25 protein-coding genes are annotated in these 25411 nt (G+C 70.2%); 14 read left to right on the top strand and 11 right to left on the bottom strand.

Annotation, left to right across the window (positions count from 1 at the left end):
- Positions 1–25: 25 nt before the first annotated feature.
- From ACYVOK_RS02995 to ACYVOK_RS03020, 6 genes are read right to left on the bottom strand one after another with little or no spacing between them, the layout of a single operon-like run.
- Positions 26–763, bottom strand: coding sequence for an ABC transporter permease (locus tag ACYVOK_RS02995; protein WP_460660653.1), 738 nt, complete (start codon positions 761–763; stop codon positions 26–28).
- The gene (locus tag ACYVOK_RS03000; protein ID WP_460660654.1) at positions 760–1479 is read right to left on the bottom strand and encodes an ABC transporter ATP-binding protein; all 720 of its coding nucleotides are present in this window, start codon (positions 1477–1479) and stop codon (positions 760–762) included. Before ACYVOK_RS03000 ends, ACYVOK_RS02995 begins: the two co-directional genes overlap by 4 nt.
- Before the next feature lie 45 nt (positions 1480–1524).
- A complete protein-coding gene (locus ACYVOK_RS03005) occupies positions 1525–2115 on the bottom strand; it encodes an HDIG domain-containing metalloprotein (RefSeq protein WP_460660655.1) in 591 nt (196 codons plus the stop codon).
- On the bottom strand, positions 2115–2735 hold the full coding sequence (locus ACYVOK_RS03010) for a TetR/AcrR family transcriptional regulator (protein ID WP_460660656.1): 621 nt from the start codon (positions 2733–2735) through the stop codon (positions 2115–2117). The genes ACYVOK_RS03005 and ACYVOK_RS03010 overlap by 1 nt, the downstream gene beginning before the upstream one ends.
- Positions 2732–3583, bottom strand: a complete 852-nt coding sequence (locus ACYVOK_RS03015; RefSeq protein WP_460660657.1) for a sugar phosphate isomerase/epimerase family protein — start codon at positions 3581–3583, stop codon at positions 2732–2734. The genes ACYVOK_RS03010 and ACYVOK_RS03015 overlap by 4 nt, the downstream gene beginning before the upstream one ends.
- Before the next feature lie 36 nt (positions 3584–3619).
- Positions 3620–4552, bottom strand: coding sequence for a Ppx/GppA family phosphatase (locus ACYVOK_RS03020; RefSeq protein WP_460660658.1), 933 nt, complete (start codon positions 4550–4552; stop codon positions 3620–3622).
- Between the two features lie 87 nt (positions 4553–4639).
- Here ACYVOK_RS03020 and ACYVOK_RS03025 point away from each other — a divergent pair, with 87 nt between their 5' ends.
- Genes ACYVOK_RS03025 through ACYVOK_RS03040 form a run of 4 tightly spaced genes read left to right on the top strand, consistent with a single transcriptional unit; the run spans position 4640 to position 6937 of the window.
- Positions 4640–5377, top strand: coding sequence for a hypothetical protein (locus ACYVOK_RS03025; RefSeq protein WP_460660659.1), 738 nt, complete (start codon positions 4640–4642; stop codon positions 5375–5377).
- A 57-nt stretch (positions 5378–5434) separates the two neighbouring features.
- The gene (locus tag ACYVOK_RS03030) at positions 5435–6064 is read left to right on the top strand and encodes a VOC family protein (RefSeq protein WP_460660660.1); all 630 of its coding nucleotides are present in this window, start codon (positions 5435–5437) and stop codon (positions 6062–6064) included.
- Between the two features lie 50 nt (positions 6065–6114).
- Positions 6115–6471, top strand: coding sequence for an ArsR/SmtB family transcription factor (locus ACYVOK_RS03035; protein WP_460660661.1), 357 nt, complete (start codon positions 6115–6117; stop codon positions 6469–6471).
- The gene (locus tag ACYVOK_RS03040; protein WP_460660662.1) at positions 6452–6937 is read left to right on the top strand and encodes an SRPBCC family protein; all 486 of its coding nucleotides are present in this window, start codon (positions 6452–6454) and stop codon (positions 6935–6937) included. Before ACYVOK_RS03035 ends, ACYVOK_RS03040 begins: the two co-directional genes overlap by 20 nt.
- Here the strand turns inward: ACYVOK_RS03040 and ACYVOK_RS03045 are convergent.
- Positions 6934–8325, bottom strand: a complete 1392-nt coding sequence (locus ACYVOK_RS03045; RefSeq protein WP_460660663.1) for a WS/DGAT/MGAT family O-acyltransferase — start codon at positions 8323–8325, stop codon at positions 6934–6936. The genes ACYVOK_RS03040 and ACYVOK_RS03045 overlap by 4 nt on opposite strands.
- A gap of 84 nt (positions 8326–8409) precedes the next feature.
- The gene (locus tag ACYVOK_RS03050) at positions 8410–9834 is read right to left on the bottom strand and encodes a beta-N-acetylhexosaminidase (RefSeq protein WP_460660664.1); all 1425 of its coding nucleotides are present in this window, start codon (positions 9832–9834) and stop codon (positions 8410–8412) included.
- Positions 9835–9922: 88 nt separating this feature from the next.
- Between ACYVOK_RS03050 and ACYVOK_RS03055 the strand changes: the two genes are divergently transcribed.
- The 9 genes from ACYVOK_RS03055 (at position 9923) to disA (ending at position 20652) form a co-directional block, all read left to right on the top strand.
- Entirely contained in the window at positions 9923–11152 is a 1230-nt protein-coding gene (locus tag ACYVOK_RS03055) for an MFS transporter (RefSeq protein WP_460660665.1), read from the top strand.
- A 32-nt stretch (positions 11153–11184) separates the two neighbouring features.
- Positions 11185–11880 (top strand): class I SAM-dependent methyltransferase, encoded by a 696-nt coding sequence (locus ACYVOK_RS03060; RefSeq protein ID WP_460660666.1) that lies wholly within the window; start codon positions 11185–11187, stop codon positions 11878–11880.
- A gap of 102 nt (positions 11881–11982) precedes the next feature.
- The gene (locus ACYVOK_RS03065) at positions 11983–12534 is read left to right on the top strand and encodes a P-loop NTPase family protein (RefSeq protein WP_460660667.1); all 552 of its coding nucleotides are present in this window, start codon (positions 11983–11985) and stop codon (positions 12532–12534) included.
- On the top strand, positions 12524–13771 hold the full coding sequence (locus tag ACYVOK_RS03070; protein WP_460660668.1) for an ABC transporter substrate-binding protein: 1248 nt from the start codon (positions 12524–12526) through the stop codon (positions 13769–13771). Before ACYVOK_RS03065 ends, ACYVOK_RS03070 begins: the two co-directional genes overlap by 11 nt.
- Positions 13771–15543, top strand: coding sequence for a sugar ABC transporter permease (locus tag ACYVOK_RS03075; RefSeq protein WP_460660669.1), 1773 nt, complete (start codon positions 13771–13773; stop codon positions 15541–15543). The genes ACYVOK_RS03070 and ACYVOK_RS03075 overlap by 1 nt, the downstream gene beginning before the upstream one ends.
- Positions 15540–16832 carry a hypothetical protein gene (locus ACYVOK_RS03080; protein WP_460660670.1) on the top strand — a complete coding sequence of 431 codons (1293 nt, stop codon included), beginning with the start codon at positions 15540–15542 and terminating at the stop codon, positions 16830–16832. The genes ACYVOK_RS03075 and ACYVOK_RS03080 overlap by 4 nt, the downstream gene beginning before the upstream one ends.
- A gap of 53 nt (positions 16833–16885) precedes the next feature.
- Entirely contained in the window at positions 16886–18286 is a 1401-nt protein-coding gene (gene radA, locus ACYVOK_RS03085; protein ID WP_460660671.1) for a DNA repair protein RadA, read from the top strand.
- 154 nt (positions 18287–18440) lie between these two features.
- Positions 18441–19379, top strand: coding sequence for a beta-ketoacyl-ACP synthase III (locus ACYVOK_RS03090; RefSeq protein ID WP_460660672.1), 939 nt, complete (start codon positions 18441–18443; stop codon positions 19377–19379).
- A 217-nt stretch (positions 19380–19596) separates the two neighbouring features.
- Positions 19597–20652, top strand: coding sequence for a DNA integrity scanning diadenylate cyclase DisA (gene disA / locus ACYVOK_RS03095; RefSeq protein WP_460660777.1), 1056 nt, complete (start codon positions 19597–19599; stop codon positions 20650–20652).
- 20 nt (positions 20653–20672) lie between these two features.
- On the opposite strand, the gene ACYVOK_RS03100 is transcribed toward disA, so the two are convergent.
- Positions 20673–21335, bottom strand: coding sequence for a hypothetical protein (locus ACYVOK_RS03100; protein ID WP_460660673.1), 663 nt, complete (start codon positions 21333–21335; stop codon positions 20673–20675).
- Between the two features lie 33 nt (positions 21336–21368).
- On the opposite strand from ACYVOK_RS03100, the gene ACYVOK_RS03105 reads away from it, so the two are divergent.
- Complete coding sequence (locus ACYVOK_RS03105; RefSeq protein ID WP_460660674.1) at positions 21369–22265, top strand: HhH-GPD family protein; 897 nt, start codon at positions 21369–21371, stop codon at positions 22263–22265.
- Positions 22266–22344: 79 nt separating this feature from the next.
- On the opposite strand, the gene ACYVOK_RS03110 is transcribed toward ACYVOK_RS03105, so the two are convergent.
- Together ACYVOK_RS03110 and ACYVOK_RS03115 are read right to left on the bottom strand one after the other, a co-directional pair.
- Positions 22345–23292: a DivIVA domain-containing protein gene (locus ACYVOK_RS03110; protein WP_460660675.1), complete on the bottom strand. Its 948-nt coding sequence runs from the start codon at positions 23290–23292 to the stop codon at positions 22345–22347.
- 72 nt (positions 23293–23364) lie between these two features.
- Positions 23365–25347: a kinetoplast-associated-like protein gene (locus ACYVOK_RS03115; protein ID WP_460660676.1), complete on the bottom strand. Its 1983-nt coding sequence runs from the start codon at positions 25345–25347 to the stop codon at positions 23365–23367.
- Between the last annotated feature and the right edge of the window lie 64 nt (positions 25348–25411).

Genomic DNA, 25411 nt, shown 5'->3' on the forward strand with positions numbered 1-25411 from the left:
CCGTGCGAGCCGACGCGGGCGCCACCTACGCCGTACGGCGTCTCAACGTGGCCGCGCCGAGACCGAGGGCCGCCAGGATGAAGGCGATCACCACGAAGGCGTCCATCCCGGCGCCCTCGCCGAAGCCGTTGCCTCTAGCAACTCCGGTGACGGCGTCGACGGCGTACGACAACGGAAGCACGTCGCTGATCGCGTGCAGCACTCCGGGCAGCTGGTCGCGTGGGACGAGCAGGCCGCAGAGCAGGATCTGCGGGATCATCACGGCCGGCATCATCTGGACCGCCTGGAACTCGGTCGCCGCGAAGGCACTCGCGAACAACCCGAGCGCCGTACCCAGGACTCCGTCGAGTACGGCGACCACGCCGAGCTGCCATGCGTCGCCACGGATGTCGAGATCCAGGGCATACAGCGCGATCGACACGACCACGAGTGCCTGGACGACGGCGATCAGCGCGAACGCCAGGGCGTAGCCGAGCAGGAAGTCGAGTTTGCCCATCGGCATCGTGAAGAGGCGGGAGAGCGTGCCGGTGGAGCGTTCGCGCAGGGTCGCGACCGAGGTGACGACGAACATGATGATGGACGGGAACACTGCCAGCAGTGGTCCGCCGAAGCGGTCGAAGGTGCCTGGGGAGTCGGTGAACATCCACCACATCAGGCTGACCAGCAAGGCCGGCAGCACGATCAGCATCGCGACGGTGCGGTGGTCGCGGCGCAGCTGGGCGAGGACCCGCGCGGCGACGGCCAAGGTGACCCGCAGTGTCATCGCGCACCTGCCTTCCGGTCGATCAGGGTGAGGAACACCTGCTCGATGTCGTCGGTGCCGACGGAGTCGAGCAGGGCTTGCGGGGTGTCGTCAGCGAGCAGGTCGCCGTCGCGCATCAGCAGCAGGCGGTCGCAGCGGATCGCCTCGTCCATGACGTGGCTGGAGACGAGCAGTGTCGCGCCGGCGTCGGCAAGCTCATGGAAGAGTCGCCACAGGTCACGCCGCAGCACCGGGTCCAGGCCGACGGTCGGCTCGTCGAGGACGAGCAGGTCCGGACTGCCGAGCAGGGCCGCGGCGAGCGAGGCCCGCGATTGCTGACCGCCGGACAGCTGATCCACGCGGACGTCGGCGTGACTGCGCAGGTCCACCGCGTCGATGACCCGGTCCACATCCTCCACCGGCACACCGAGTACGGCCGCGAAGAAGCGCAGGTTCTCGGCGACACTCAGATCGCCGTACACGCTGGGCTCCTGGGTGACGTAGCCGATCCGGCCACGCAGCTTCGGCGCTCCGGCGGGATGACCGAGGACGGAAATGTCGCCCGTGACCTTGGCCTGCAGCCCGACGATCGCCCGGATCAGCGTCGTCTTGCCGCAGCCGGACGGACCGAGCAGCCCGGTCACCGTCCCGGTCCGGAGGTCGAACCCGACCCCGTGCAGGACCTCCCGGTCGCCGCGCACCACCACGACGTCCCGGCAACCCACCGCGTTTTTCATCATGTGATGAAATTAGACCGCGGGACACCGCCTTGGCAAGAGGTCTCAGACCAGCGCGTGCCCGGTGGCGTCGCTCAGTGGGGCCAGGTCCGGGTCGCCGTACCGCTGCCGGAGCCGGCCGAACGCGGCCACCTTGCCCTCGCCCCACCGGCCGATCGCTTCGGCGTACGAGTCGCCGGACACGAAGACCGGCGGCGTGCGCTTGCTGTGGAACTTGTCGGCGTACAGGACGAGTTCCTCCTCGGGTGTCGCGGGGACGTAGTCGTCGGCCGGGATCGGCAGCGACTGCCGACGTACGTCGTCACGCGTGATGCCGACGCCGGTGTGCCGGGAGCAGAAGCGGCTGAGCTCCTCCGGGAACCCGAGACTGTCGAGGAGTTCATGCCCGAGTATGCCGTGCCGGATGTAGCCGTCCGTGTCGAGTACGCCGTCCGGCGTGTAGAGGCGGTACACGCCGATGTCATGCAGGAGGGCACCGGCCCGGACCAGGTCGGTGTCGACGTCGAGGCCGGTGAAGAACTGCTCGGCGATCCGGCAGACGAGTTCGCAATGGGTGTGGACGGACTCGAACGCCTCGCGGGTCGGGGCGTACTCGCGATGCAGGGCGCGGATCTCGCGATCGGTCGGGACCTGCATCAGCCGGTGAGATGGAGTTGCAGTACGGGCGCCAGCCGGTCGATCAACGTGGAGAGGTCGACTGAGGCGACCGGCTCGAGTCCGACCAGGTAGCGGGCCATCGCGACGCCGATGAGCTGAGTCGCGGCGAGGCTGACGCGGAGATGGGCGTCAGGTACGTCGAGGGAGCGCGAGACCGGCTCGATGATCATCTGGGTGATGCCTTCGCGCATCATCCGTGCGACCTCGTCGCTGGTCACCACGCTGCGGACGACCGCCTTCATCCGCTGCTGGCCGTCGGCCGACTCCCAGACGCCGAGGAACACGGTCGCGATCCGGCGGCCGAGTTCCTCGCGCGGGCCGTCGAGGATGCGCGCGGCGATCTGCCGGGGGTCGACCGGGAGCGCCATCGACTCGATGAACAGCTCGTCCTTGCTGCCGAAGTAGTGGTGCACCAGGGCCGCGTCCACCCCGGCCTCGCGGGCGATCCCGCGGATCGACGTCGCGGTGAAACCCTTGTCGGCAAAGGAATCCCGGGCAGCGCGCAGGATGTCACCACGGGTGTCCGGCCCGCCGGGCCGGCGCCCCGGCCGCCCGTTCCCGGTCCGGCCGGCCGGAGAGCTCGCCGTACGTTCAGTCATGTGGTGAGCTCCGAGATCTCACCTTCCGGGGTGACCGCGAACGAGGACCGGCGGGACGTGCGGACGAAGTGCTTGCGGGTGAACTCGAGCGACTCGACCAGGTCGACCTCCCGTTCGGACCGGCTGGTCGCACGCCTGGTGTTGATCTCGATGATGATGTGGCCGCGGAAGTCCTGGTTCGCCAGGCCGGTGAGCAGATCCGCGGCCCGCTGCGTGCCGCGACCGGGCACCAGGTGCTCGTCCTTCGCCGAACCGGTGCCGTCGGTCAGATGGATGTGGGTCAGGCTCTTGCCCATCGTCGCCGCGAGCTCGACGCAGTCCTGCTCGGCCGTCGACGAGTGCGACAGGTCGAGGGTGGTGTGCGCGTAGTCCTGCTCGGTCGGGTCCCAGCTCGGCGCGTACGCCTGCAGACCGCGGCCCGGCGCGCGCCACGGGTACATGTTCTCGACCGCGAAGATCACGCCGGTCTCTTCCTCCAGCCGGGCGATCCCCTCGACGAACCCGCGCGCGTAGTCGCGCTGCCAGCGGAACGGCGGGTGGACGACGACCACGTCGGCGCCGAGCACCCTGGCGGCGTCCGCACTGCGCTCGAGCTTCTCCCACGGGTCAGTGCCCCAGACCCGCTGCGTGATGAGTAGACACGGCGCGTGGATGGCCAGCACCGGCAGCTGGTGGTAGTCGACCAGCCGCTGGATCGCGTCGATCTGGGTGCTCAGCGGATCGATGCCGACCATCACCTCGACCCCGTCGTACCCGAGCCGGGCCGCCAGCTCGAACCCGCTCGCCGTCGACTCGGGGTAGACAGAGGCGGTCGACAGGCCGATCCGGGCGGTCTTGCTGGTGCTCATCTGGTGCCTTCGCCGTGGTTCGTCAGGGGTGGTGCTTCATCGGGGTTGCAACTGGTCGAGCCGGGACAGGATGACACCTTCCCGCAACGCCCACGGACAGACCTCGAGCGAGGGCAGGTCGAACAGGTCCATCACCGCGTCCGCGACCAGTGCGCCGGCGACCAGTTGCGACGACCGGCCCGCCGACACCCCGGGCAGCTCGGCCCGGTCGGCAGACGACATCTTGATCAGCTTGGGCATCCACTCGGCGAGGTCGTCGCGGTCCAGCGCACGCGGCACGTACGGCCCGTCGTCCGACGGCGCGGCACCACAGATCCTGGCCAGCGACCGGAACGTCTTGCTGGTCGCGACCGAACGCTGCGGCCGGCCGGCCCGCAGTACGTCACCGGCCACCGCGGCCATCTCCATCCGGATCCGCTTCCGCAGCGCCCGGACCTCGTCCTTGTCCGGCGGGTCGTGGGACAGGCCCTCGCGGGTCAGCCGGCCGGCGCCGAGCGGGACCGACACCGCGATGGTCGGCTCCTCGTCGGACCCGGCGGCGATCTCCAGCGAGCCGCCGCCGATGTCGAACACCGCCAGCCGGCCGGACGACCAGCCGAACCAGCGCCGTACGGCGAGGAAGGTCAGCCGGGCCTCGTCCTCACCGGTCAGCACCTGGAGATCGACCTTGGTCTCCTTGCGCACCCGGTCGAGCACCTTCTCGCCGTTCGGCGCCTCCCGCAGTGCGGAGGTGGCGAACGCGAGCACCGACTCGCAGCCCTTGTCCTCGGCCAACTCGGCCGCCTCGTTGATGAACGAGACCAGCTCGTCCGCGCCGGACTGGGCGATCTTGCCGGCCTTGTCCAGGTGTTCGGCCAGCCGCAGCTCGGTCTTGTGCGAGTACGCAGGCAGCGGCGCGGCACCGCGATGCGCGTCCACCACGAGCAGGTGGACGGTGTTGGATCCCACGTCGAGTACGCCGAGCCGCATACCCTCACGCTACTGGACCGTCCGAGGATCAGTGCGATTCGGAGTCAGCGTTCACGATCGGGTGGTGAAGGCGCGTACGCTTTCCAGGTGCCTGAGGTTTCTCTCGATTTTCCCCGCGCCTGGGTCGAGTTCACCGATCCGGACGACCCCGACCAGGTGTTCCGCTGCGACCTGACCTGGCTGACGTCCAACTGGACCTGCATCTTCGGTGGCGGCTGCCGCGGCATCTACAAGGGCCGGCCGAACGACGGCTGCTGCACCCTCGGGGCACACTTCTCCGACGAGGACGACGAGAAGCGGGTGAAGGCGTACGTCAAGGAACTGAGCAAGGAGGACTGGCAGTTCCGCAAGGAGGGCCGGACCAACGGCTGGGTCGAGACCGACGACGACGGTGACCGCAAGACCCGGGTCTGGCAGGGCGCCTGCATCTTCCTGAACCGGCCGGACTTCCCCGGAGGCGGCGGCTGCGCGCTGCACGGCCTCGCCCTCAAGAGGGGCATCCATTTCGTCGAGACCAAGCCGGACGTCTGCTGGCAACTGCCGATCCGCCGGACGTTCCGCGAGGTGGAGCGGCCGGACGGTACGACGTACACCGAGGTCGGGATCGGCGAGTACGACCGGCGCGGCTGGGGTCCTGGTGGGCACGACCTGGACTGGTACTGCACCGGCAACACCGAGGCTCACATCGGCGTCGAGGCCGTGTTCGAGTCGAGCAGGGTCGAGTTGCAGACCCTGATGGGTCACAAGGCGTACGACGTCCTGGCCGCGTACTGCCGCGACTACCTGGAGGCCGGCCGGCTGCTGCCGCATCCAGCCTCCAAGTAGCAGTACGCGACACCCCCGGAGCCGCGACTGTCGGTGATCGGGTCCAGAATGACTGTCATGCGTCTTGACCATCTTTCGTACGCCTGCGGGCCCGACGGGTGTGAGGCGACGCTCGAACGGTTGTCCGCGGTGCTCGGGGCGGAGTTCGTCGACGGCGGGGTCCACCCGCGGTTCGGCACGGTGAACCACATCCTGCCGCTGGAGAACGACCGTTACATCGAAGTGGTCGACGTTCTCGACCACCCGGCCTCGGACAAGGCGCCGTTCGGCCAGGCGGTGCGCGCCCGCAAGGAGCTCGGCGGCGGCTGGCTCGGCTGGGTGGTGGCGGTCCGCGACATGGAGCGGATGGAGAAGCGCCTGGGCCGGCAGGCCGTGCCCGGTAACCGGCACCGACCGGACGGGGTGAACCTGACCTGGCGGCAGATCGGCGTGAAGGGCCTGATAGCGGACCCGCAACTGCCGTTCTTCGTGCACTGGGACGACCTCACCCAGCACCCGTCGGTCGGCGGCAAGGGCATCAAGCTGACCGCGCTGGAGATCGCCGGCGACCCCCACCGCGTCACCGACTGGATCGGCCACCCGGCCGACCACCTGCTCGACGACCTCGAGGTCGACTGGCGCCCGAACGGCCAGCCCGGCCTGGTCTCGGCCGTCTTCGAGACCCCGAACGGCACGGTTCGGCTGTAATCCGTCGTACGCCTTGACCTGGTGTCGCTGCACGCTTAACGTACAACCAAATGGTTGTAGATGAGATGGTCGTGGATCGCTTGCTGCAGGCACTGGCCGACTCGACGCGGCGGGACATCGTGCGGCGGTGTCTGGTGAACGAGACGTCGGTGTCGCGGCTGGCGGAGGCGTATCCGATGAGCTTCGCGGCGGTGCAGAAACATGTCGCCGTCCTCGAGCGGGCCGGGCTCGTCACCAAACAACGCAGTGGCCGGGAACAACTGGTGAGCACCGATGTGGACGCCGTACGGCGGGCGCGCGAGGCACTCGACCACCTCGAGGCGACCTGGCGTGGGCGGGTCGACCGGATGTCGGAACTGCTCACCGAGACAGAGGGGAACCAGAACGATGAGCGTGACAAGCGTTGACAAGGACTTCGACGCCTTGACCTTGACCGTGATCGCCGACTTCGACGCGTCGGCCAAGCGCGTCTGGGAGCTGTGGGCCGACCCGCGGCTGCTGGAGCGCTGGTGGGGACCACCGACGCATCCGGCGACCGTGATCGACCACGACCTCACCGCGGGCGGCGAGGTCACGTACTTCATGACCAGTCCCGAAGGCGAGAAGTACCACGGCTGGTGGCGGTTGACGTCGGTGAACCCGCCCACGTCGCTGGAGTTCGTCGACGGCTTCGCGGACTCCGACGGCAAGCCGGCGGAGAACCTGCCGGTCAACACGGTCCGGGTGCAACTCAGTGCGCATGACGGCGGCACCCGGATGGAGCTGAAGTCGGTCTTCGACTCGCGTGAGCAGATGGACCAACTGATCGGCATGGGCATGGCCGAGGGCTTGGAACAGTCCGTCAGCCAGATCGACGCCCTTCTTGCGGCTTAGTGGAGGTTCTCGAGATCGGTGAGTGAGGTCTCGAGGTGGACGAGCAGGCGCTGGAGGTGTGGGACGGTCCGGCGGCAGCCGACCAGGCCGAAGTGCAGGTGGTCGTCGTAGCTGGTCACGCTGATGTTCAGCGCTTGGCCGTTCAGCACGATCGAGGCCGGATACATGCCGAGCAGGCGCGACCGGTTCCAGTACAGCGGCCCATCGGCCGGGCCGGGCACGTTCGAGATGACCACGTTGTACGGCGGCGTCGTACGGCCGGCCACACCGGGGACAACGGCCGCGGGTCCGGCGACACCGAAGCCGACCGCGCCGATCATCAGGTTCTGCAGCGGGCTCAGCGAGGACAGCACGCCCTTGCCGTAGCTGGTCGACGCCATGATGCGGCGGATCCGGCGTTCCGGGTCCGCCTCGTCGGTGGCGAGGTCGGTGATCATCGTGCTCAGCGAGTTGCCGCCGCCGGGTGCGTCGGCGTGGCCGCGCAGGGAGACCGGGACCATCGCGGTCAACGCCTTGTCCGGCAGGGCGCCGAGCTCGAGCAGATAGTTGCGCAGGGCACCTGAACACATCGCGAGCATCACGTCGTTCAGCGTCGCCCCGCTGATTGCGCGGACCTTCTCCAGCCGCTCGATCGACCAGGACTGCGCGGCGAACCGGCGCGCCCCGGTGATCGGCTGGTTGAAGATCGTCCGCGGCGCCTGGAACGGCGCGGTCGCCTGCCGCAAGCTCTTCAACGCCACCGGCGTCACCCCGGCCAGATCGGCGAGGAATCTGCCGGTACTCCCCGGGATGCGCCCGATCCTGGTCAGCACACCGGCGGAACTGCCGGGGGTTTCAGCAGACGACGCCGGCAGTGCGAAGGGGGCCGGCATACCCGACCTGTCGGGGTCCGTGCTGAGAGTCTTCTGCATCCAGCGGAGGGCGGTGACGCCGTCGATCAGCGCGTGGTGGATCTTGCTGTACATCGCGAACCGGCGGCCCTCCACACCCTCGATCAGGTGCATCTCCCACAACGGCCGGTGCCGGTCCAGCAGCGTCCCGTGCAGGCGGCTGGTCAGCTCGAACAACTCGCGGTACCGACCCGGCCGCGGCAGCGCCGACAGCCGCACGTGGTACTCGAGGTCGATTTCGCTTTCCTGCTCCCACGACCAGTAACCGAGGTCGAGCGGCCGGTTCCGCACCCGCCGGCTGAACAGCGGATTGACCGTCTGCGCCGAGGCCATCTCGTGGTACAGCCGCGACACATAGTCCCGGGACCGCTCGGGAAACACGTGGTCCCGCCCGGCACCTTCGGGCAACTCGAACAGCATCAGTCCGCCGACGTGCATGGGCTGCTCACGGCTCTCCCCGAGCAGGAACATCGCGTCCAGCGGGCCCACCACGGTCATGGTCCCTCACGCTCCTGGCCTGGGTTCGAGGTGACCACTCATCGTGGTCACCTGGAGCCCAGGCCGTCTACCCCTGCCGGGCGATCAGTCGAGCGGGCGGTAGTTGACCCCGATGCGCTCGATCCGGGCCAGGTGCGGCCGGAGGCGGCCGAGGAACTCGTCGTACGACGTCTTCGGCGAACCCCAGGCGCGTTCGGCGAAGGCGGACAGGCGCGGCAGCAGCATGTAACCGACCTGCTCCGGACCCGGCATGTACTCGGTCCAGATCTGGCACTGGGTGCCGATGATGCGGGCCTCCTCCTCGGCGGACAGACCGGCCGGGATCACCTCGAAGTCGTACACCTTCTCCAGCGGGATGAAGCCGCCGATCGCCAGCGGCTCGGTCGCCGGGTCGCCCTGGTAGTAGTCGAAGTACACCGACTCGCACGGCGCCATCACGGTCTCGTGGCCGGCTCTCACCGCGACCTCGCCGCGCTGGGCGCTGCGCCACGCCATGATGACCGCGTCCTTCGGGCAGTCGGTCTCGACCATCTCGTCCCAGCCGACCAGCCGGCGGCCTTCCTCGGCGAGCACCGCCGCGACCTGCGCGGTGAACCAGCCCTGCAACTGCCCGGCCTCGTCCAGCCCGAGCTCGGCCTGCCGCTTCTGCGCCGCCTCCGCCTCCCGCCACTGGACCGCCGGGCACTCGTCGCCGCCGAGGTGGATGTACGGGCTGGGGAAGATCTCCAGCACCTCCCGGAGCACGGTCCGGACGAACTCGACGGTCTCGTCGTTGACGTTCAGGACGTCCTCGCTGATCCCCCAGATCTGCCGGACCCCGACCTCGTTCTCCGGGAAGTTGCCGAGCTCCGGGTACGCCGCGATCGCGGCCTGCATGTGACCGGGCAGGTCGATCTCCGGGACCACAGTGATCCCGCGGTCGGCGGCGTACGCGACGATCTCGCGCAGGTCGTCCTTGGTGTAGAAGCCGCCGTGCCGGGTGCCGTCATAGGTGAACTCGGTCTGGTCGTGCGACATCTTGCCGACCATCGTCTGCGGCCGCCACGCACCGATCTCGGTGAGCTTCGGGTACGCGTCGATCTGGACCCGCCAGCCCTGGTCGTCGGTGAGGTGCAGGTGCAGCACGTTCAGCCGGTGCAACGCGAGCACGTCGATCACCTTGAGCACGAAGTCCTTCGGCATGAAGTGCCGGGCGACGTCGAGCATCGTCCCGCGCCAGGCGAACCGCGGCGCGTCCGCGATCCGCACGGCCGGCACCGCGACCTTGCCGTCCTCGGCCGGTACGGCGGCCTCCAGCAACTGCTCGTACGTCGTCTCCGCGTGCCGGAGCGCGTCCTCGGAGCCGGCCGACAGCCGGGCGCCCTCCGGGCTCACGTCGATGCGGTACTCGGTCTCCCCGAGGTTCTCCACCACCGTCCGGACGGCTTCGGCCACCGGATCCTCGGCGATCCACTGACCTTCGGTGACGGTGAGTTCGCGCGGTGCAGGGACGATCGCGATGTCGGGCATCCGGGACTCCAAGGGATGGGTCGAATTACGTCAGGACGATCCTATAAGTCGGCTGCCTGCCGGGTCAGGTTGATGAGAAGGTGAGCCCGTGACCACGGACCAGAGACCCGCCGACCGGCAACGGACCACCCTGCGTGCTCTGGTGGCCAGCAACGCGCTGGGCGGGGTGGCGACGGCCAGCGGGTTCGCCGTGGCCGGCCTGCTGGCGGAGGACGTCTCCGGTTCGACCTCGATGGCCGGACTGGCCGCCACGTCGACCACGCTGGGCGCCGCGATCCTCGCCGTACCGCTGGCCCGGCTGGCGCGGTCGCACGGGCGGCGGACGTCGTTGACGACCGGCTACCTGATCGCGTTCACCGGCGCGCTGCTGACGATCGTCGCGGCACAGGTGGACTCGCTGGCCCTGCTGCTGATCGCCGGGTGCATGTTCGGCAGCGGATCCGCGTCGAACCTGCAGTCCCGGTACGCCGCCACCGACGCCGCCGACCCGGCGCACGTCGCCCGGGCGCTGGCGGTCGTCGTCTGGGCGACCACGATCGGCGTGGTCGTCGGGCCGAACCTCACCGGGGTCGGCGGCTCGGTCGGTACGGCGGCCGGCCTGATCGCGCTCGCCGGACCGTACCTGTTCTCCGTGGTGGCGTTCGGGGCGAGTGCGGCCATCATCTGGTTCGGCATGCGCCGACTGCGGCACCTCACGCCCACGACGACGGTGGAGCGCCAGCCGCTCGTGTGGACCTTCCGTCAGGTCGTTGCCATTCCGCACGCTCGGCTGGGGCTGCTGGCGATCGCCACCGCGCACGCCGTGATGGTCGGAGTGATGTCGATGACGTCGGTACACCTGACGCACCACGGCGCATCGCTCACGATCGTCGGTTTCGTGCTGAGTGGTCACGTCGCCGGCATGTACGCCCTGTCCCCGCTGACGGGCTGGCTGGCGGACCGCCTCGGCCGGATCCCCACGATCGGCATCGGTCTGGGCGTCCTCGCCGTCGCGATGACGGTGGCGGCCGTGGCCCCGGACGACGCGCACGGCCTGACCGGGATCGCCCTGTTCCTGCTGGGTCTCGGCTGGTCCGCCTGCCTGGTCGCCGGTTCCGCGCTGTTGACCCGCTCGGTCCCCGAGGACATCCGGACGGCGGCCCAAGGCCTGTCCGACCTCACCATGGGCATCCTGGCCACGATCGCCGGCGTCGCCTCCGGTCCGATCCTCGCGTACTTCGGCTTCCACTGGCTCGCCGTCGTCTGCGGTCTCCTGCTCATTCCGGCCGCGGTGATGGCCGCCACCACCAAGTCTGTGCCGGCAGCAACCACTGCGTGAGCACCTGGCGTCCGCCGCTATCGTCGGATGATGTGAGCATCGCGGAGGGCGGGATCCCGAGTCCCAACATCTGGCACCACCCGAAGGTCTACGAGATCGAGAACCGGGCCGTCGATCCGGACGGCGTGATCGAGCCGGCGATGCGGGCGATCCGGGACTGGGCCGGGGCGACGGTGCTCGACATCGGCTGCGGCAGCGGCTTCCACCTGCCGATGTTCGCCGCGACCGCCGCCCGGGTGATCGGTGTCGAGCCGCACGGCGGGCTGGCCAAGGCGGCCCGGCGCCGGACCCGGGCGCTGACCAACGTCGAGGTTCGCCAGGGGACGGCGCAACGGCTGCCGGTGCCGGACGCGTCCATCGACGTGATGCACGCGCGCTGGGCGTACTTCTTCGGCCCCGGGTGCGAGCCCGGCCTGGCCGAGCTCGACCGGGTGATGCGGCGCGGCGGGACCGCGTTCGTGATCGACAACGACGGCAGCCGGTCGACGTTCGGTCGCTGGTTCAGTACGGCGTACCCGATGATCAGGCCGCCTGTGGTGGAACGGTTCTGGACCGAACGCGGCTGGCAGCGGACCCAGCTGGACATGGGCTGGCGGTTCGAGAGCCGGGCCGACTTCGAGGCGGTGGTCCGGATCGAGTTCACCCGGGCCGACGCGGAGCGGATCATCGCGTCGCATACCGGCACCGAGGTCGACTACGCGATCAACCTGTGGAGCCGGACCTTCTGAACATCTTCTGAAACGGCACGCGGCGAGGCCTGCGACGACCCCGGAGTCCCCATAGGGTTGACGAACCACTCGACGGGGCCACTGGGGAGGCGCCAGGCACGGATGGACGGACTGCTGCTCGAACGAATACCCGGTCTGCCCGAGAAAGTCCTGATCGAGGTCGGCGAGCAGCGAGCACTGGTGATGCCCACTGCCGCCGCGGCCCGTCGGCTGGCCGACCTGATCATCGGCGTGGAGGAGCCGCCCGACGGTGCGGTGATCAAGACCGGCGGTCCGGTCCGGCTGGTGCCGGCCGAAGGGGGACTGCTCCCCCACCTCACTGTGCTCGGCAACGTGATCCACGGGCACACGGTGGCGCATCGCGTCACCCGCAAGGCCGCTGAGGTGCAGAGCGCCCAGACAGCGAAGTGGTGCGGTCTGGAAGACGTGCTGGACCGCCATCCGCACGAGATCACCCCGGGCCGGCGTCGGCTCGCCGGTGTGGCCCGGGCCCTCCGGGCGGAGCCGCGAGTGATCGTGCTGGAAGACGCCGGCGGCCTGCCGACGTGGGGATCGCTCCTGGCTCTCCAGCCCAACCCTGAGCTTCTGAGAGCCGCCCTGCTGCTCATCACGACCGACCCGGAACGTACTACGGGGTTCGCCGATGCAGCGTAGTCGGCGGGCGTTTCTCGGAGCAGCGGCCTCACTGCTGGTTGCGGGGTGCTCGAGCGATGTCCTCGGACTCCGGCGCAGTGTGCGTGTCGCGGTCAGCTGGAGCGGGCAGGAGTTGCGGGCGTTCCACGACGTACTCGATGGCCTCGGCACGTTGGACTACCCGGTGGAGGTCGTGCCACTGGGTGATGACATCTCCACGGCCTTCGACGCGCGTTCGACTCGTCGGCCGGACATCGTGATGTTGCCGCAGCCCGGATTGGTCCCCCGCCACCTGCGCGACCTCGAGCCGATCCCGGACGACCTCGCGGATCGCGGTCGGGCACGTCTGTGGGCCGAGCTGCTGGTACACGACGGGACGACGTACGGCGTGCCCTTCAAGACGGCGCACAAATCCGCGGTCTGGTACCGGCCCTCGGTGTTCCGGGACGTAGGCGTAGAACCGCCAGGGGACTGGTCTGACTGGCTGGCTGTCAACAAGTCGTTGTCGCTGGCGGGCGTACGGCCGCTGTCACTGGCTGCGGGTGACGGCTGGGTGCTCACCGACTTCTTCGAGAACGTGCTGCTCGGTACAGCGCCTTCCGTCTACGCAGCACTCGCCACAGCTGACAGGCCGCATCCGTCACGGGAGTCCCGGGTCGCCGAGGCGCTTCGTTTGCTGGGCGCGATGTGGTCGGCTCCGGGAACGCTGGCCGGTGGTGTGGAGCGTTCGTTGGTGCAACAGTTCCCGGACGCCGTGGTCGAGGTCTTCGGCCACCGCAGGGCGGCCATGGTCCTCGCATCCGACTTCGCCGAGCCTGTCGTACGGTCGTTCGCCGCGGACCCTGACGACATCGGCCTGTTCACGTTCCCGCCGTTCAGAGCGGGTGCGGCAGCGCCTGTCGTGGCCGGCGGCGATGTGATGGTGCTGCCGAAGCCCCCGACGGACGACGCCCTCGATCTGGTACGGCGCCTCGCCGCACCAGCCGCTGTGGACCCGTGGATCGCTCAGGGTGGGTTCCTGGTGGACGGACGCGTGTCGGGCTACTCGCCCGAGCTCACCCGGCTGGCCGAGCAGTTGTCGGATCCTGGTGGGCTGTTGCAGTTCGACCTGTCCGACCGGCTCGGTCCCCTCGGCGACATCAACGGGCTGTGGAGAGTCCTGACCGACTTCCTCATCCGGGTCGGCGGACGCGGCAACGAGGTCGTGGCCGCGGCCGTGGACGCTGCGATCACGGAACTGCGGAAAGTGGAGGGCTGATGGGCCTGCACAGCAACGGCCTGTCACTGGAGGTCGTCGGCCGCGAGGTGAGCGGTCGCCCGGTGCCCGGCAAGCCGCGGCGACCGGCCGGCCCGTATCTGCTCGGCCTGCCGGCCCTGCTGCTGAGCTGCCTGTTGCTGATCCCGATCGGGGTGACCGTGGTCACGGCGTTCCGGACGCCGAACGGTTTCGGCTTCGGCAACTTCGCGGTGATGGGCGACCCCGACGCATTGCGGGCCGTGGGCAACAGCCTTGCCTGGGTGGCGGCCGGCCTCGGGCTGGTGGTCGTCGGGTTCTTCCTCGCCCTGGTGAGCTATCGGCTGCCCGGGGTGACCTCATTCCTGCAGCCCGCGCTGGTGATCCCGTTCGCGGTGTCGGTGCTGGTGTCGGGTGCGACGTTCCGGCTGATCTACGACCCGGCTCCCGAGCGCGGCACGCTGACCGCGGTCTGGACCGCGCTGTTCGGCTCCAGCCCGGTGTGGCTGGGTCCGGGTCTGTTCTGGCTCGTCCTGGTGTCCGCCTTCGGCTGGACCTGGCTCGGGTACGTCGTCTCGTTGTTCCGTGCCGGTCTGGACGCCATACCGGACGACGTGAGCCGCACGATCGCAGCCGAAGGTGTCACCGGTTGGCGGCGGCTGTTCGTGTTGGAGATCCCGCTGCTGCGGCCCATCACCGGTGTGATCACGCTGACCCTGGTCATCGCGGCAGTCCGGGTGTTCGACCTGATCCTGATCGTCGTACCCGGGCCGATGCAGCGATCGGCCGACGTACTCGGTCTGAACTGGTGGCGTGCGACCGCGACAGGGGGCGACCCGGGTCGTACTGCGGCGCTCGGTGTGGTGCTGTTCGCGATCGTGGCCGCTGTGGGCGTGGTCGGCGTACGCGGGCTGCGACGGCGGCGGTGGGCGATGCCGGTGACGGTGGTGCCGCGTGACCCGTCGCTGGGACGGCCCAGGCCCAGCAAGCGAGTACGGCGGATCGGGTGGACCATCGGCTTCGCCGTGAGCCTGGTGTGGATCCTGCCGGCCGTAGTGCTCGTCGCCACCGCACTGCATTCGCCACGCTCGGCAGGACTCAGTGGTTGGTGGTCGTTGTCGGGCCTGGGGTTCTCGTCGTTCGACGCTGCCGCGAATGTCGGCCTGTTCCGGGCGTTGATGTCGACACTGCTGATCGCCGGTGCGGCAACGGCCGTGCTGCTGGTGATCGCCGTGCCGACTGCGTACCTGGTCGCGTGGGGTGGCCTGCCGCAGTGGCTGGGACGTGTGGTGACGTCTGTCTTCGTGGTGCTGGCCGTGACGCCGGTCCAGATGTACGCGGCTCCGTTGCGGGATGCGATCGGTATGGCCGGGTTGGCCGGGTCCCGGATCGCGCTGGCCTTGGTACATGCGGCTGCCGGTCTGCCGTTCGCCGTACTGCTCTTGCGGTCCGCGTTCGCGTCCGCTCCGCCCGCCTTGGTGTCGGAGGCTTTGCAGGGTCCTGCGCGGCAGAGCGCCGTACTGGCGACTGTGCAGCGGACCTATCGGCCCGCACTGGTTGCCGTTGCTGTGCTGGAGTTCGTCCTGGTGTGGAACGACTTCATCGTGGGCTTCCTGATCAGTGGACCTGGTACGACGCCGCTGTCGCTGGTGCTGTGGGGCGAGGCGCGCCAGTTCTCCACGTCGGCTGGGTCCGTGGCCGCCGCTGGTGTGGTGGCGTCCGTCGTACCTGTGGTGCTGATGTTGTCGTTCTGGCGGACCGTCGTACGCGGGCTGACCGCGGGGAGCAGGCCATGAGCGGTGATGAGAAGCCACGCCCGAGCCGGCTGCGCGGGTACCTCTTCGGGGTCAGTGCGCTTGCCTCAGGTCTGCTGTCCGGGCTGGCGTCCGAGCGGCTGTCACAGAGCCTCGACAGCGGCGGTTGGGTCCGTGCGGTCGGGCTCACCCTGACGATCGGCTTCGCGCTGATCTGGGCTCTCTACAACCTGCCGACCGCACTGCAGGCGTACCGGCGGTGGCGAGCCGGCAACGTGGTCGCCGTACCGGCTCCGGAGCTCCACCGAGCCGCGGAAGAGGCGGAGACCTGGCTGGTCTCGCTCGGCTCGGGTGCCGGTGGGATGGCCGCGGCGGAGTGGTTCGCACTGAACGAGTCGCGGCTGCGGGAGTTGCTGCTGACCGAGAAGGCGCGGGAAGACACCGCTGACGACTTCGCCCGGATCTGCGACGCGCTGGAGGTCTGGTACCTACGCCGGTCCGAGCCCGGCGCGCTGTTGGAGTTGAGTGAGTTCCTGAGTGCCGTTGCGGAGGCGACTGGGCGGCGTGACCTCGCGGAACTCGCTGCTGCCCGGGCGGCGACGGCGTACCGGCTGATGGGCGATCTGGAGAGTGCGAGCACCCGACTGGGTTACTCGGACAACGTGGCCACGCACGGTCGTACGGCGGCCGCGTTGACCACTCGCCGACAGGTCGAACGGGCGTTGCTGCACCTGGAGCGAGCTGAGCAGGCACCAGCGGGCAACGACCGCGACGAGGCCGTGCTGAACGCCAGGGATCGGCTGGACGACGCACGGCTGAGTCGACCGGGTCCTGACCTTGCCGCAGAGGTTGCGATCTCCATCAACCTCGCGATCGTGCATCTGTACCAGCAGGACCCGGAGACCGCTGTCGATCACCTCCGTACGGCGGCTGCCCGGGCCACCGCGGCCGGTGACATCAGCGGCCATGCCCACGCGATCGAACTGCACGGTGTCGCCGCCTGGATGCAACGCAGCCCCCACGAGGCCAAGGGCTGGTGGGAGCACGCCGAACACCTGTACGCCGAGATCGACGAACGTGAAGGGCGCGCACGCTGCCTGCAGCACCTGGGATCCGCGGCGGTCCTGGCCGGCGACCTCGAGAAGGCCCGGAAGCTGCTCGAGCAGAGTGCGATGCTGCGTCGGTCCGAGAGCCAACTGCTGACCACGTACCTCGAGGCCGCGCGGCAGACCGGCGAGGCGCCCGCTGTCGCCGAGGACCCGAGCGGTCGTCGCGTCGCCATGAACTGGATCCAGCGCCGCATCGCCCAACTGCGGAACCACTTCCGCTGACCCTGTGGACGAGCCTTCCGGTTTTGTCGGCAGCTTCGCCTAGGTTGTTCGCCATGGCGAAGGCAGCGGGGACCACCAAGAGCAAGCCGGCGTTCGCATGCAGCGAGTGCGGCTGGACGACGGCGCGGTGGATCGGGCGATGCGGCGAGTGCCAGGCCTGGGGCACGGTCGCCGAGGTCGGCGCGCCCAAGGCCGCCCGGATCACCGCGGGTCCCGTGTCGTCACCCGCGATGCCGATCGCCAAGGTGTCCGCGATCGAGGCCGAGTCTCGCCCGACCGGGATCGGCGAGTTGGACCGGGTGCTCGGCGGCGGCGTCGTACCAGGTGCGGTGATCCTGCTCGCCGGTGAGCCCGGCGTCGGCAAGTCCACGCTGTTGCTGGAGGTCGCGGCCCAGTCGGCCCGGCGGGGTCAGCGAACGCTGTACGTGTCCGGTGAGGAGTCGGCGGCCCAGGTTCGGTTGCGGGCCGGGCGGACCGACGCGCTGGTCGACGGGTTGTACCTCGCGGCGGAGACGGATCTGTCCGCGGTGGTCGGGCAGGTCGACGCGGTCGAGCCGTCGTTCCTGGTGATCGACTCGGTGCAGACGATGGCGCATCCCGAGGTGGACGGCGCGCCTGGCGGTGTGACCCAGGTCCGCGAGGTGACCGGTGCGCTGGTGCGGCTGGCGAAGGAGCGGCACATCGCGGTCGTGCTGGTTGGCCACGTCACCAAGGACGGCGCGATCGCGGGCCCGCGGATGCTCGAGCATCTGGTCGACGTCGTGCTCGCGTTCGACGGGGACCGGCACTCGGGGTTCCGGATGGTGCGCGCGACGAAGAACCGGTTCGGACCGTCGGACGAGGTCGGGTGCTTCGACATGGTCGACACCGGCATCGTCGAGGTGACGGACCCGACCGGGTTGTTCGTCTCCGAGCACGCCGAGCCGGTCGCCGGGACGTGCGTGACGGTGATGATGGAGGGCCGGCGGCCGCTGCTGGCCGAGGTGCAGGCACTGGTCGGGCCGTCGGCGACCCCGCAGCCGCGCCGGACCACGTCCGGGTTGGAGTCGTCCCGGGTGTCGATGGTCCTCGCCGTACTGGGGAACCGGGTCGGTCTGAAGCTGACCGACCAGGAGGTGTACGTCGCCACCGTCGGCGGGGTGAAGATCGCCGAGCCGGTCGCCGACCTGTCGGTCGCGATCGCGGTCGCGTCGTCGGTGATGGACCGGCCGATCCACCCCGGCCTGATCGCGATCGGCGAGGTCGGTCTGGCCGGCGAGGTCCGCCGGGTCGGCGGCCTGGAGAAACGCCTGGCCGAGGCCGCCCGGCTCGGATTCACCAAGGCGATCGTGCCCGCCGACGTCCCGAACCGCGGCAAGGACCTCAAACCCATGGACATGCAGGCGAAGTACGGTCTGCGCGTTTTCGCCGCCCCCGACCTTCCCTCCGCGCTCCTGGCCGCCGGTCTCACCTAGCCCCCTGTGGTCCCGGCCACAGAGTGTGGTGTGCGGTGAGACGGGGGATCCGCCGGGGCCGGGTGCGGAACGTACTCTGGGGAGGCCCCCGCCGGGTTCAACGTCGAGCCTGGGCACCGCACCGGCCCGACCGGTTGACCGCAGGAGCTCTCAGATGACCGGATCCAGAGTTGTCGCGCTCGGCCACTACCAGCCCGAGCGGGTGCTCACCAACGACGACCTCGCCACCATGGTGGAGACCAGTGACGAGTGGATCCAGAGCCGGGTGGGCATCCGTGAACGCCGGATCGCCGCACCGGACGAGCAGGTCGACGAGATGGCCTGGCGGGCCGCCGAGAAGGCCGTCGCGAACGCCGGCATCGACAAGGCCGAGATCGACTTCGTCGTCGTCGCGACCTGTACGGCGATCGACCGCTCCCCCAACATCGCCGCCCGGGTCGCCCACCGGATGGGCCTCGGCAACCCGGCCGCCCTGGACGTGAACACCGCCTGCTCCGGGTTCGCGCACGCGATCGCGACCGCCGACCACGCGATCCGGGCCGGTGCCGCGTCCAAGGCGATCGTCATCGGCGTCGAGAAGCTGAGCGACTTCACCGACTGGACCGACCGGACCACATGCGTGCTGATCGGCGACGGCGCCGGCGCGGCCGTGGTGGTCGCGAGTGACGAGCCGGAGATCGGCCCGGTGGTCTGGGGTTCGGTGCCGGAGATGTCGGACGCGGTCCGGATCGAGGGCCACGACGGGAAGTTCGCCCAGGAGGGCCAGAGCGTCTTCCGCTGGACCACGACCCAGCTCCCGGTGATCGCCAGGCAGGTCTGCGAGAAGAGCGGGATCGCGCCCGAGGACCTCGGCGGCGTCGTGCTGCACCAGGCGAACCTGCGCATCATCGAGCCGCTGGCCAAGCGGCTCGGCGCGGTCAACGCGGTGGTCGCCAAGGACGTCGTGGAGTCCGGCAACACCTCGGCCGCGAGTATCCCGATCGCGCTGTCGAAACTGGTCGAACGGCGGGAGATCCCGAGCGGCGCGCCGGTGCTGTTGTTCGGTTTCGGCGGCGGTCTGTCCTACGCCGGCCAGGTCATCCGGTGTCCCTGACCTGACAGCCGTCGTACCGGAAACGCCGGATCCCCGCGGGACGCCGGGCTGCACGCCACGGCTGCACGGGCGTTTGCACGCGCACGTGCAAGCGCGACCGATTCGCGGTCCGCGCACCGACCGGTAGCCGGGTAGTTCGGCCCCACCACGTCCGGGCAACCGCATAGACTCGGGTTCCGTGGCCCCCAATTCCGACAAGAACAGCACCGGCGCCCGGATGCGCGCGACCCTCGCGGCAGTGGCACCCGGTACCGAACTGCGCGAAGGCCTGGAGCGGATCCTGCGCGGGCGAACCGGCGCGCTGATCGTCCTGGGTCACGACAAGACGGTCGACTCGATCTCCACCGGCGGGTTCGAGATCGACGTGGAATTCTCCGCGACCGGGCTGCGCGAGCTGAGCAAGATGGACGGCGCGATCATCCTGGACCGCGACGTCAGCCGGATGATCCGGGCCGCCGTGCACCTGATGCCGGACCCGTCGATCCACACCGAGGAGACCGGCACCCGGCACCGCACCGCCGACCGGGTCGCCCGGCAGACCGGGTTCCCGGTGATCTCGGTGTCGCAGTCGATGCACATCATCGCGCTGTACGTCGACGACCAGCGCTACGTGCTGGAGGACTCGGGCGCGATCCTGTCCCGCGCCAACCAGGCCCTGGCCACGCTGGAGCGGTACAAGCTGCGCCTCGACGAGGTGTCCGGCACCCTGTCCGCGCTGGAGATCGAGGACCTGGTCACCGTCCGCGACGTCGCCGCGGTCGCCCAGCGGCTGGAGATGGTCCGGCGGATCGCCACCGAGATCGACGGGTACGTCGTCGAGCTCGGCACCGACGGCCGGCTGCTCACCCTGCAGCTGAACGAGCTCGTCGCGGGGGTCGCCGGCGAGCGCGAGCTCGTCGTCCGGGACTACCTGCCGCCGGCCACCGGCCGGAAGGCGAAGACGGCGGACGACGTACTGCTCGAGCTGGACGCGGTCAGCCCGACCGACCTGCTGGACATCGGGCAGGTCGCGCGGGCGCTGCAACTCGGTGGGGCCGAGCAGCTGGACGCCGCGGTGACGCCGCGCGGGTACCGGCTGCTGGCCAAGGTGCCGCGGCTGCCGGGCGCGGTGATCGACCGGCTGATCGACCACTTCGGCCACCTCCAGAAGTTGCTCGCAGCAAGCATCGACGACCTGCAGACGGTCGAGGGCGTCGGCGAGAACCGTGCCCGCACCGTCCGCGAAGGCCTCTCCCGCCTGGCCGAATCCAGCATCCTCGAGCGCTACGTCTGACCCCGACGCCGGTGGAGGGGTCAGACGACCAGGAAGGCCTGCGCGGTTGACGCGCGGCCGTCGAACTCCGCCTTGACCACGTAGGTCCCGGGCTTCGCCACCGGCTGCCCCGGCAGGCAACCGGGCCCGGACCGGCGGCCGGTCCAGGGCACGGTGGTCGCGACTTGCTTGTCCTTGGCAACGACGAGGGTGGCGCGCTGGATCGCTTGCCCACAATGGGTCGTGGTCCAGATCAGGTCGTTGCCGGACGTCACGGTGACCGTCAACGCGGTCGAATCGAGGGTCGCCCGGCACTCGTCCGAGACGGCCTCGAACCGGACGACGAAGTTCAGCACCGAGCCGGAGACGATCTTCCGGTTGGCGGGCAGCACCTCGACGCGGACGTCGGAACCGTCGCACCGGGTGTCCCGCGGCGGCGTGGACTTCGCCGGCGGCTCGGTGGTCTTGGCCGGTTCCTCGGACTTCTGCTTGGTGGCTGTCGGCGTACTGGTCGGCGTCACCGTCGGGGCCGCGGTCTGCTGCTGCGGGCCGGGAGCCGCGGTGTTCTGCGGGTCGTCGCCACCGCCTCCGAACAGCCGGATGATCAGGAAGAGCAGCAGCGCCAGGACGGCCAGCACCAGTCCCCGGCGGAACCAGTACACGCTGGCGGGCAGATGCCCGACCGGACGGAGCAGGCTGCTCATGGGCCTGACCTTAATGTCAGGATTGTCCTCACCATGTCAGGCTCGCCGCTTCCCTTTGCACCTGCCGCGCTGCACGAGCCCGTGCTGGAGTGGTACGCCGCCAACGCACGGGAGTTGCCGTGGCGGGAGCCGGGTGCCGGGCCGTGGGCGGTGATGGTCAGCGAGTTCATGTTGCAGCAGACACCGGTCAATCGCGTGCTGCCGGCGTACCAGGCCTGGCTGGAGCGATGGCCGAAGCCCGGGGACCTGGCTGCAGAGCCGCCAGGAGAGGCTGTGCGGGCCTGGGACCGGCTCGGGTACCCCCGGCGTGCTCTGCGCCTCCACGCGGCCGCTCAGGCGATCGTGGAGCGCCACGGCGGCGAAGTGCCGGACGACCATGCCGCTCTGCTCGCGCTGCCGGGTGTAGGGACGTACACGGCGGCCGCGATCGCGTCCTTCGCGTTCGGCCAGCGGCACGCGGTCGTGGACACCAATGTGCGTCGGGTCCTCGCGAGAGCCCTCACCGGCGTCGCACAACCGACCGTCTCCCCCACTGCGGCCGACCAGCGGCTCGCGGTGAGCGCACTGCCCGCTGACGAGCGCACTGCGGCTCGCTGGGCCGTGGCGTCGATGGAACTCGGGGCGCTGGTCTGCACAGCCCGTATGCCGAAGTGCAGCGACTGCCCGATCCGCGGCCAGTGCGCCTGGGTCCTGGCCGGCAGCCCGCCGTACGACGGTCCACCGCGGCGCGGGCAGACGTACGAAGGCACCGACCGGCAGGTCCGCGGCCGTCTGCTCGCCGTACTCCGTGCCGCACCGGGCGCCGTACCCAAGAAGACGCTCGACGCCTGCTGGCCCGACCAGCTCCAACGAGAACGAGCCCTCGACGCACTGGTCGCCGACGGCCTGGTGGAACCCCTCCCGAACTCGCGCTACCGCCTGCCCACCTGACCCCGGGTGAGGCGGCGGGCTCGCGCGACCTGCGCGTGAACTAATGAGGCCGGCTCGCGGGGCGAGCCGGCCTCAGGGGTCAGTTCTTCTTGCTGCCGGCGGTCTCTTCGTCGTCGTCGCCGAGCAGGTCGAGCGGCATCGCCGGGCTGCCGGACAGCGTCGCCAGCATCTGGCGGACGTTGGTCAGCTGCGCGTTGATGCTGTCGCGACGCTGGGTCGCGGCGGCGAGCTCGCGCTCGGACTCGGCCCGGATCCGCTCCGCCTTGTCCTTCGCGGCGGCGACGATCTCCTGAGCCTGCCGGTTCGCGTCGGCCAGCTGCTGCTGGGCCAGCCGCTCCGCCTCGGAACGAGCGCGGTCGGCCTCACGCTGCACCTGCGCGGCGCGATCGGTGACGGCGGCCAACTGCTGCTCGGCCAGCGCGGTCCGGGCGGCGAACTCCTGCTCGACCTTGCCCCGGCGCTCGGCCAGGGTGGTCTCGAAGGCGGCCGCGGCCTGGGCCGACTTGGCCCGCTCCTGCTCGTACAGCGCCTGAGCCTCGCTGCGCCGCGCGTTGGCGTCGCGCTCGGCCTCGTCGCGCATGTCGTCGGCCTGGGTGCGCGCCTCCTCCAGGATGCGGGCGGCCTCGGCGTCGACCTCGCTCTTCCAGTCCAGGGAGTACTGCTCGGCCTCCTTGCGGACCTTCTTGGCGTGCGCCTCGGCGTCGGCGACGATCGCCTCGGCGTCGCTGCGGGCGCGGGTCACCAGATCGCGGGCCTCGTCGTCGGCCAGCGACAGGATCTTGGCCACCCGCTCACCGAACTCGGTGAAGGTGGGGGTCCGGTCCTTGCTCTCCTCCTGGGCGGAAATGACGGCCGCCTCCGCCGCGTCGGTGCGGGCCTGCAACTCCTGCACATGCCGCTGGAGCTGCTCGGACTGCTGCTGCAGCGCGGTCAGCGAGGTGGTCAGCTCACGGATGTGCTGGTCCACCTGGGCCGGCTCGTAGCCACGCAGAACGGTGCGGAACGGGGTTGGGCTTTCACTGCTCATGTCTTCTGATGCTCACTTCGGTGGGTGGGTGGATCACACATTGTCACTGACAAGGATCTGGCTGTCACGTCCTCATCCTGATTCCCCCGTGGAACCCTCGCCGGAGGACATTCCACCACCTGGGCGTATGCCTGGTACAGCGAGTGCCTCGATCACACCCGAAAGCTGGGTGAGCTCCTTGGTGATCTCGTCCCGGCGCTGGTTCAGCGCCGCGACCCTCGCCTCGGCGTCGGCGAGAAGTTTTCGGGCCTGGGCACGCAGGTCGTCGGCGTGCCGGCGGGCCTGCGCCTCGATCTCCTGGGCCTCGGCGCGGGACTTGCGGATCAGCTCGTGCGACTGGCGCTGGGCGTCGGCGAGGTCGTTCGCGGCCCGCTCGCGCAGCACCCGGGTGCTGGCCTCGGCCTCGGCCTCCCGGCGGTTCGCCCGCTCGACGATCTCGCGGGCCTCGGTCTGCGCGGCCGCCTTCAGTCGGTCGGCCCGGGTCTGCGCCTGCGACGTGAGCTTCTCCGCCTCCTGCTTGGCGGCAGCCAGGGTCGCCTCGGCCTGCTCGGTCGCGCTCGTCAGCGTGGTCTCGGCCAGCGCGGTGAGCTCGGCGTTCTCCCGGGCGATCGCGTCCTTCGTCTGCTTGAGGCGGCTCGTCGTCCGGCCGACCACGCGGCGCAGGTGCGCCCGCTTCTGCCGCATCAGCTGGGCCGCCTCGGCGGCCGCCTGCTCGCGGATCGTCCGCGCCTCGGACTCGGCCGCACTGATCAGTTCGTCGACTGTCTTCTTGCTCCAGACGGTCTGCTTCTCGGCCTCCGCGAGCGCCGCCTCGGCCGCCTTGTTCGCGTCCTCGACGATCCGCTGCGCCTCGGCGGCCGCGGTCCGGCGGTCGGCCTCGATACTGTCCACGACCAGCTTGGCCTGGGCCCGGGCGTCGGCCATCAGCCGCTCGTTGCCGGCCTCGGCCTCGGCCTTCCGCTCGGCGATCTCCGCGACCGCCTCGGCCCGCAGCTTCTCGACCTCGAGCGAGATGGCGGCCAGTTTGGCCCGCTCGGTCTCCTCCAGCTCGGCGGTCCGGCGCTCCAGCTCGGCCCGGTTCTCGCCGCGCAGCCGCTCGATCTCGGCGTGCGCCGCGGCGATCTCGGCGCGGGACTTCTCCCGGGCGGCCTCGACCTCGCGCTCGACCGCCTCCCGCAGCTCCCTCGCCTCGGTCTCGGCCCGGGCGATCAGCTCGGCCTCGTTGCGCGCCGCCGCCTGGGACACCAGCGCGGCCTGCTCGCCGGCGTCCTTGACCAGTTGCTGCGCCTCGCGGCCGGCCCGCTCGACCGTCTGCTGCGCGGACTCCCGGGCCAGCCGGGCTTCCTCGAGCAGCTCGTCGGCCTCTTCCTTCAGCCGGTTCGCCTCCGCCTCGGCGGCAGCGATCCTGCGGTCGGCGGCGGCCTGCGACTCGGCCCGCAACCGGTCGGCGGCCGCCTGGCTCTCGTCCCGCAACTGCTCGGCCGCGGCCTCGGCGTCGGCCCGGCGCTTGGCCACCTCTTCGGCGACGGCGGCCCGGAGTTGCTCGGCGGCGGACTCGGAGTCGGCCTTCAGCCGCTCGGCGATCGCGGTCGCCTCGGCGCGGACCCGCTCGGCTTCCTCGGTCGACTCCTGGCGCAGCTTGTCCGCGGCGGCCGCGGCATCCCGCCGTACCCGGTCCGCTTCGGCGGTCGACTCGGCCTTCAGCCGCTCGGCTGCCGCCTCGGCGTCGGCGCGGACCCGCTCGGCCTCGGTCTCGGACTCGGACCGGAGCTGTTCGGCGGCGCGCTCGGCGTCGTTGAGCAGCCGCTGGGCGGCGGACGTCGCGTCCGCGCGCAGCTTCCGCGCGGCCTCCTCGGTCTCGGTCTTCAGCCGCTCGGCCTCGGCGCGGATCCGGCCCGCCTCCTCGCGGGCGAGATCGTTCTCGTACTCCGCCTGCTCCCGCAACGTGTCCGCGATCCGCTGGGCCCGCTCGAGGACGCCGCCCGCTTGCCGCACGCCAAAGGAACCGGTGTCGGCGACCGGTTCCTGGGTCAGGGGCAGACGCGGTGCGTCCATGCGACGAGATGATTCCATCCCCGGCCCCCTTTCCGACAGTCCGGGTCCCATCAGCGTGGTCACA

The sequence above is a fragment of the Kribbella swartbergensis genome (genome assembly GCF_054784135.1).

Excerpts from the sequence above, each read along its gene's own strand:
- ACYVOK_RS03100 (WP_460660673.1), bottom strand. The coding sequence starts at position 21,335 with ATGAGCAGCCTGCTCCGTCCGGTCGGGCATCTGCCCGCCAGCGTGTAC.
- ACYVOK_RS03080 (WP_460660670.1), top strand. The coding sequence starts at position 15,540 with ATGAGCGGTGATGAGAAGCCACGCCCGAGCCGGCTGCGCGGGTACCTC.
- ACYVOK_RS03030 (WP_460660660.1), top strand. The coding sequence starts at position 5,435 with ATGCGTCTTGACCATCTTTCGTACGCCTGCGGGCCCGACGGGTGTGAG.
- ACYVOK_RS03105 (WP_460660674.1), top strand. The coding sequence starts at position 21,369 with ATGTCAGGCTCGCCGCTTCCCTTTGCACCTGCCGCGCTGCACGAGCCC.
- ACYVOK_RS03010 (WP_460660656.1), bottom strand. The coding sequence starts at position 2,735 with ATGACTGAACGTACGGCGAGCTCTCCGGCCGGCCGGACCGGGAACGGG.
- ACYVOK_RS03035 (WP_460660661.1), top strand. The coding sequence starts at position 6,115 with ATGGTTGTAGATGAGATGGTCGTGGATCGCTTGCTGCAGGCACTGGCC.
- ACYVOK_RS02995 (WP_460660653.1), bottom strand. The coding sequence starts at position 763 with ATGACACTGCGGGTCACCTTGGCCGTCGCCGCGCGGGTCCTCGCCCAG.
- ACYVOK_RS03015 (WP_460660657.1), bottom strand. The coding sequence starts at position 3,583 with ATGAGCACCAGCAAGACCGCCCGGATCGGCCTGTCGACCGCCTCTGTC.
- radA (WP_460660671.1), top strand. The coding sequence starts at position 16,886 with ATGGCGAAGGCAGCGGGGACCACCAAGAGCAAGCCGGCGTTCGCATGC.
- ACYVOK_RS03065 (WP_460660667.1), top strand. The coding sequence starts at position 11,983 with ATGGACGGACTGCTGCTCGAACGAATACCCGGTCTGCCCGAGAAAGTC.
- ACYVOK_RS03115 (WP_460660676.1), bottom strand. The coding sequence starts at position 25,347 with ATGGACGCACCGCGTCTGCCCCTGACCCAGGAACCGGTCGCCGACACC.
- ACYVOK_RS03050 (WP_460660664.1), bottom strand. The coding sequence starts at position 9,834 with ATGCCCGACATCGCGATCGTCCCTGCACCGCGCGAACTCACCGTCACC.
- ACYVOK_RS03000 (WP_460660654.1), bottom strand. The coding sequence starts at position 1,479 with ATGAAAAACGCGGTGGGTTGCCGGGACGTCGTGGTGGTGCGCGGCGAC.
- ACYVOK_RS03020 (WP_460660658.1), bottom strand. The coding sequence starts at position 4,552 with ATGCGGCTCGGCGTACTCGACGTGGGATCCAACACCGTCCACCTGCTC.
- ACYVOK_RS03070 (WP_460660668.1), top strand. The coding sequence starts at position 12,524 with ATGCAGCGTAGTCGGCGGGCGTTTCTCGGAGCAGCGGCCTCACTGCTG.
- ACYVOK_RS03075 (WP_460660669.1), top strand. The coding sequence starts at position 13,771 with ATGGGCCTGCACAGCAACGGCCTGTCACTGGAGGTCGTCGGCCGCGAG.
- ACYVOK_RS03005 (WP_460660655.1), bottom strand. The coding sequence starts at position 2,115 with ATGCAGGTCCCGACCGATCGCGAGATCCGCGCCCTGCATCGCGAGTAC.
- disA (WP_460660777.1), top strand. The coding sequence starts at position 19,597 with ATGCGCGCGACCCTCGCGGCAGTGGCACCCGGTACCGAACTGCGCGAA.
- ACYVOK_RS03110 (WP_460660675.1), bottom strand. The coding sequence starts at position 23,292 with ATGAGCAGTGAAAGCCCAACCCCGTTCCGCACCGTTCTGCGTGGCTAC.
- ACYVOK_RS03045 (WP_460660663.1), bottom strand. The coding sequence starts at position 8,325 with ATGACCGTGGTGGGCCCGCTGGACGCGATGTTCCTGCTCGGGGAGAGC.
- ACYVOK_RS03040 (WP_460660662.1), top strand. The coding sequence starts at position 6,452 with ATGAGCGTGACAAGCGTTGACAAGGACTTCGACGCCTTGACCTTGACC.
- ACYVOK_RS03090 (WP_460660672.1), top strand. The coding sequence starts at position 18,441 with ATGACCGGATCCAGAGTTGTCGCGCTCGGCCACTACCAGCCCGAGCGG.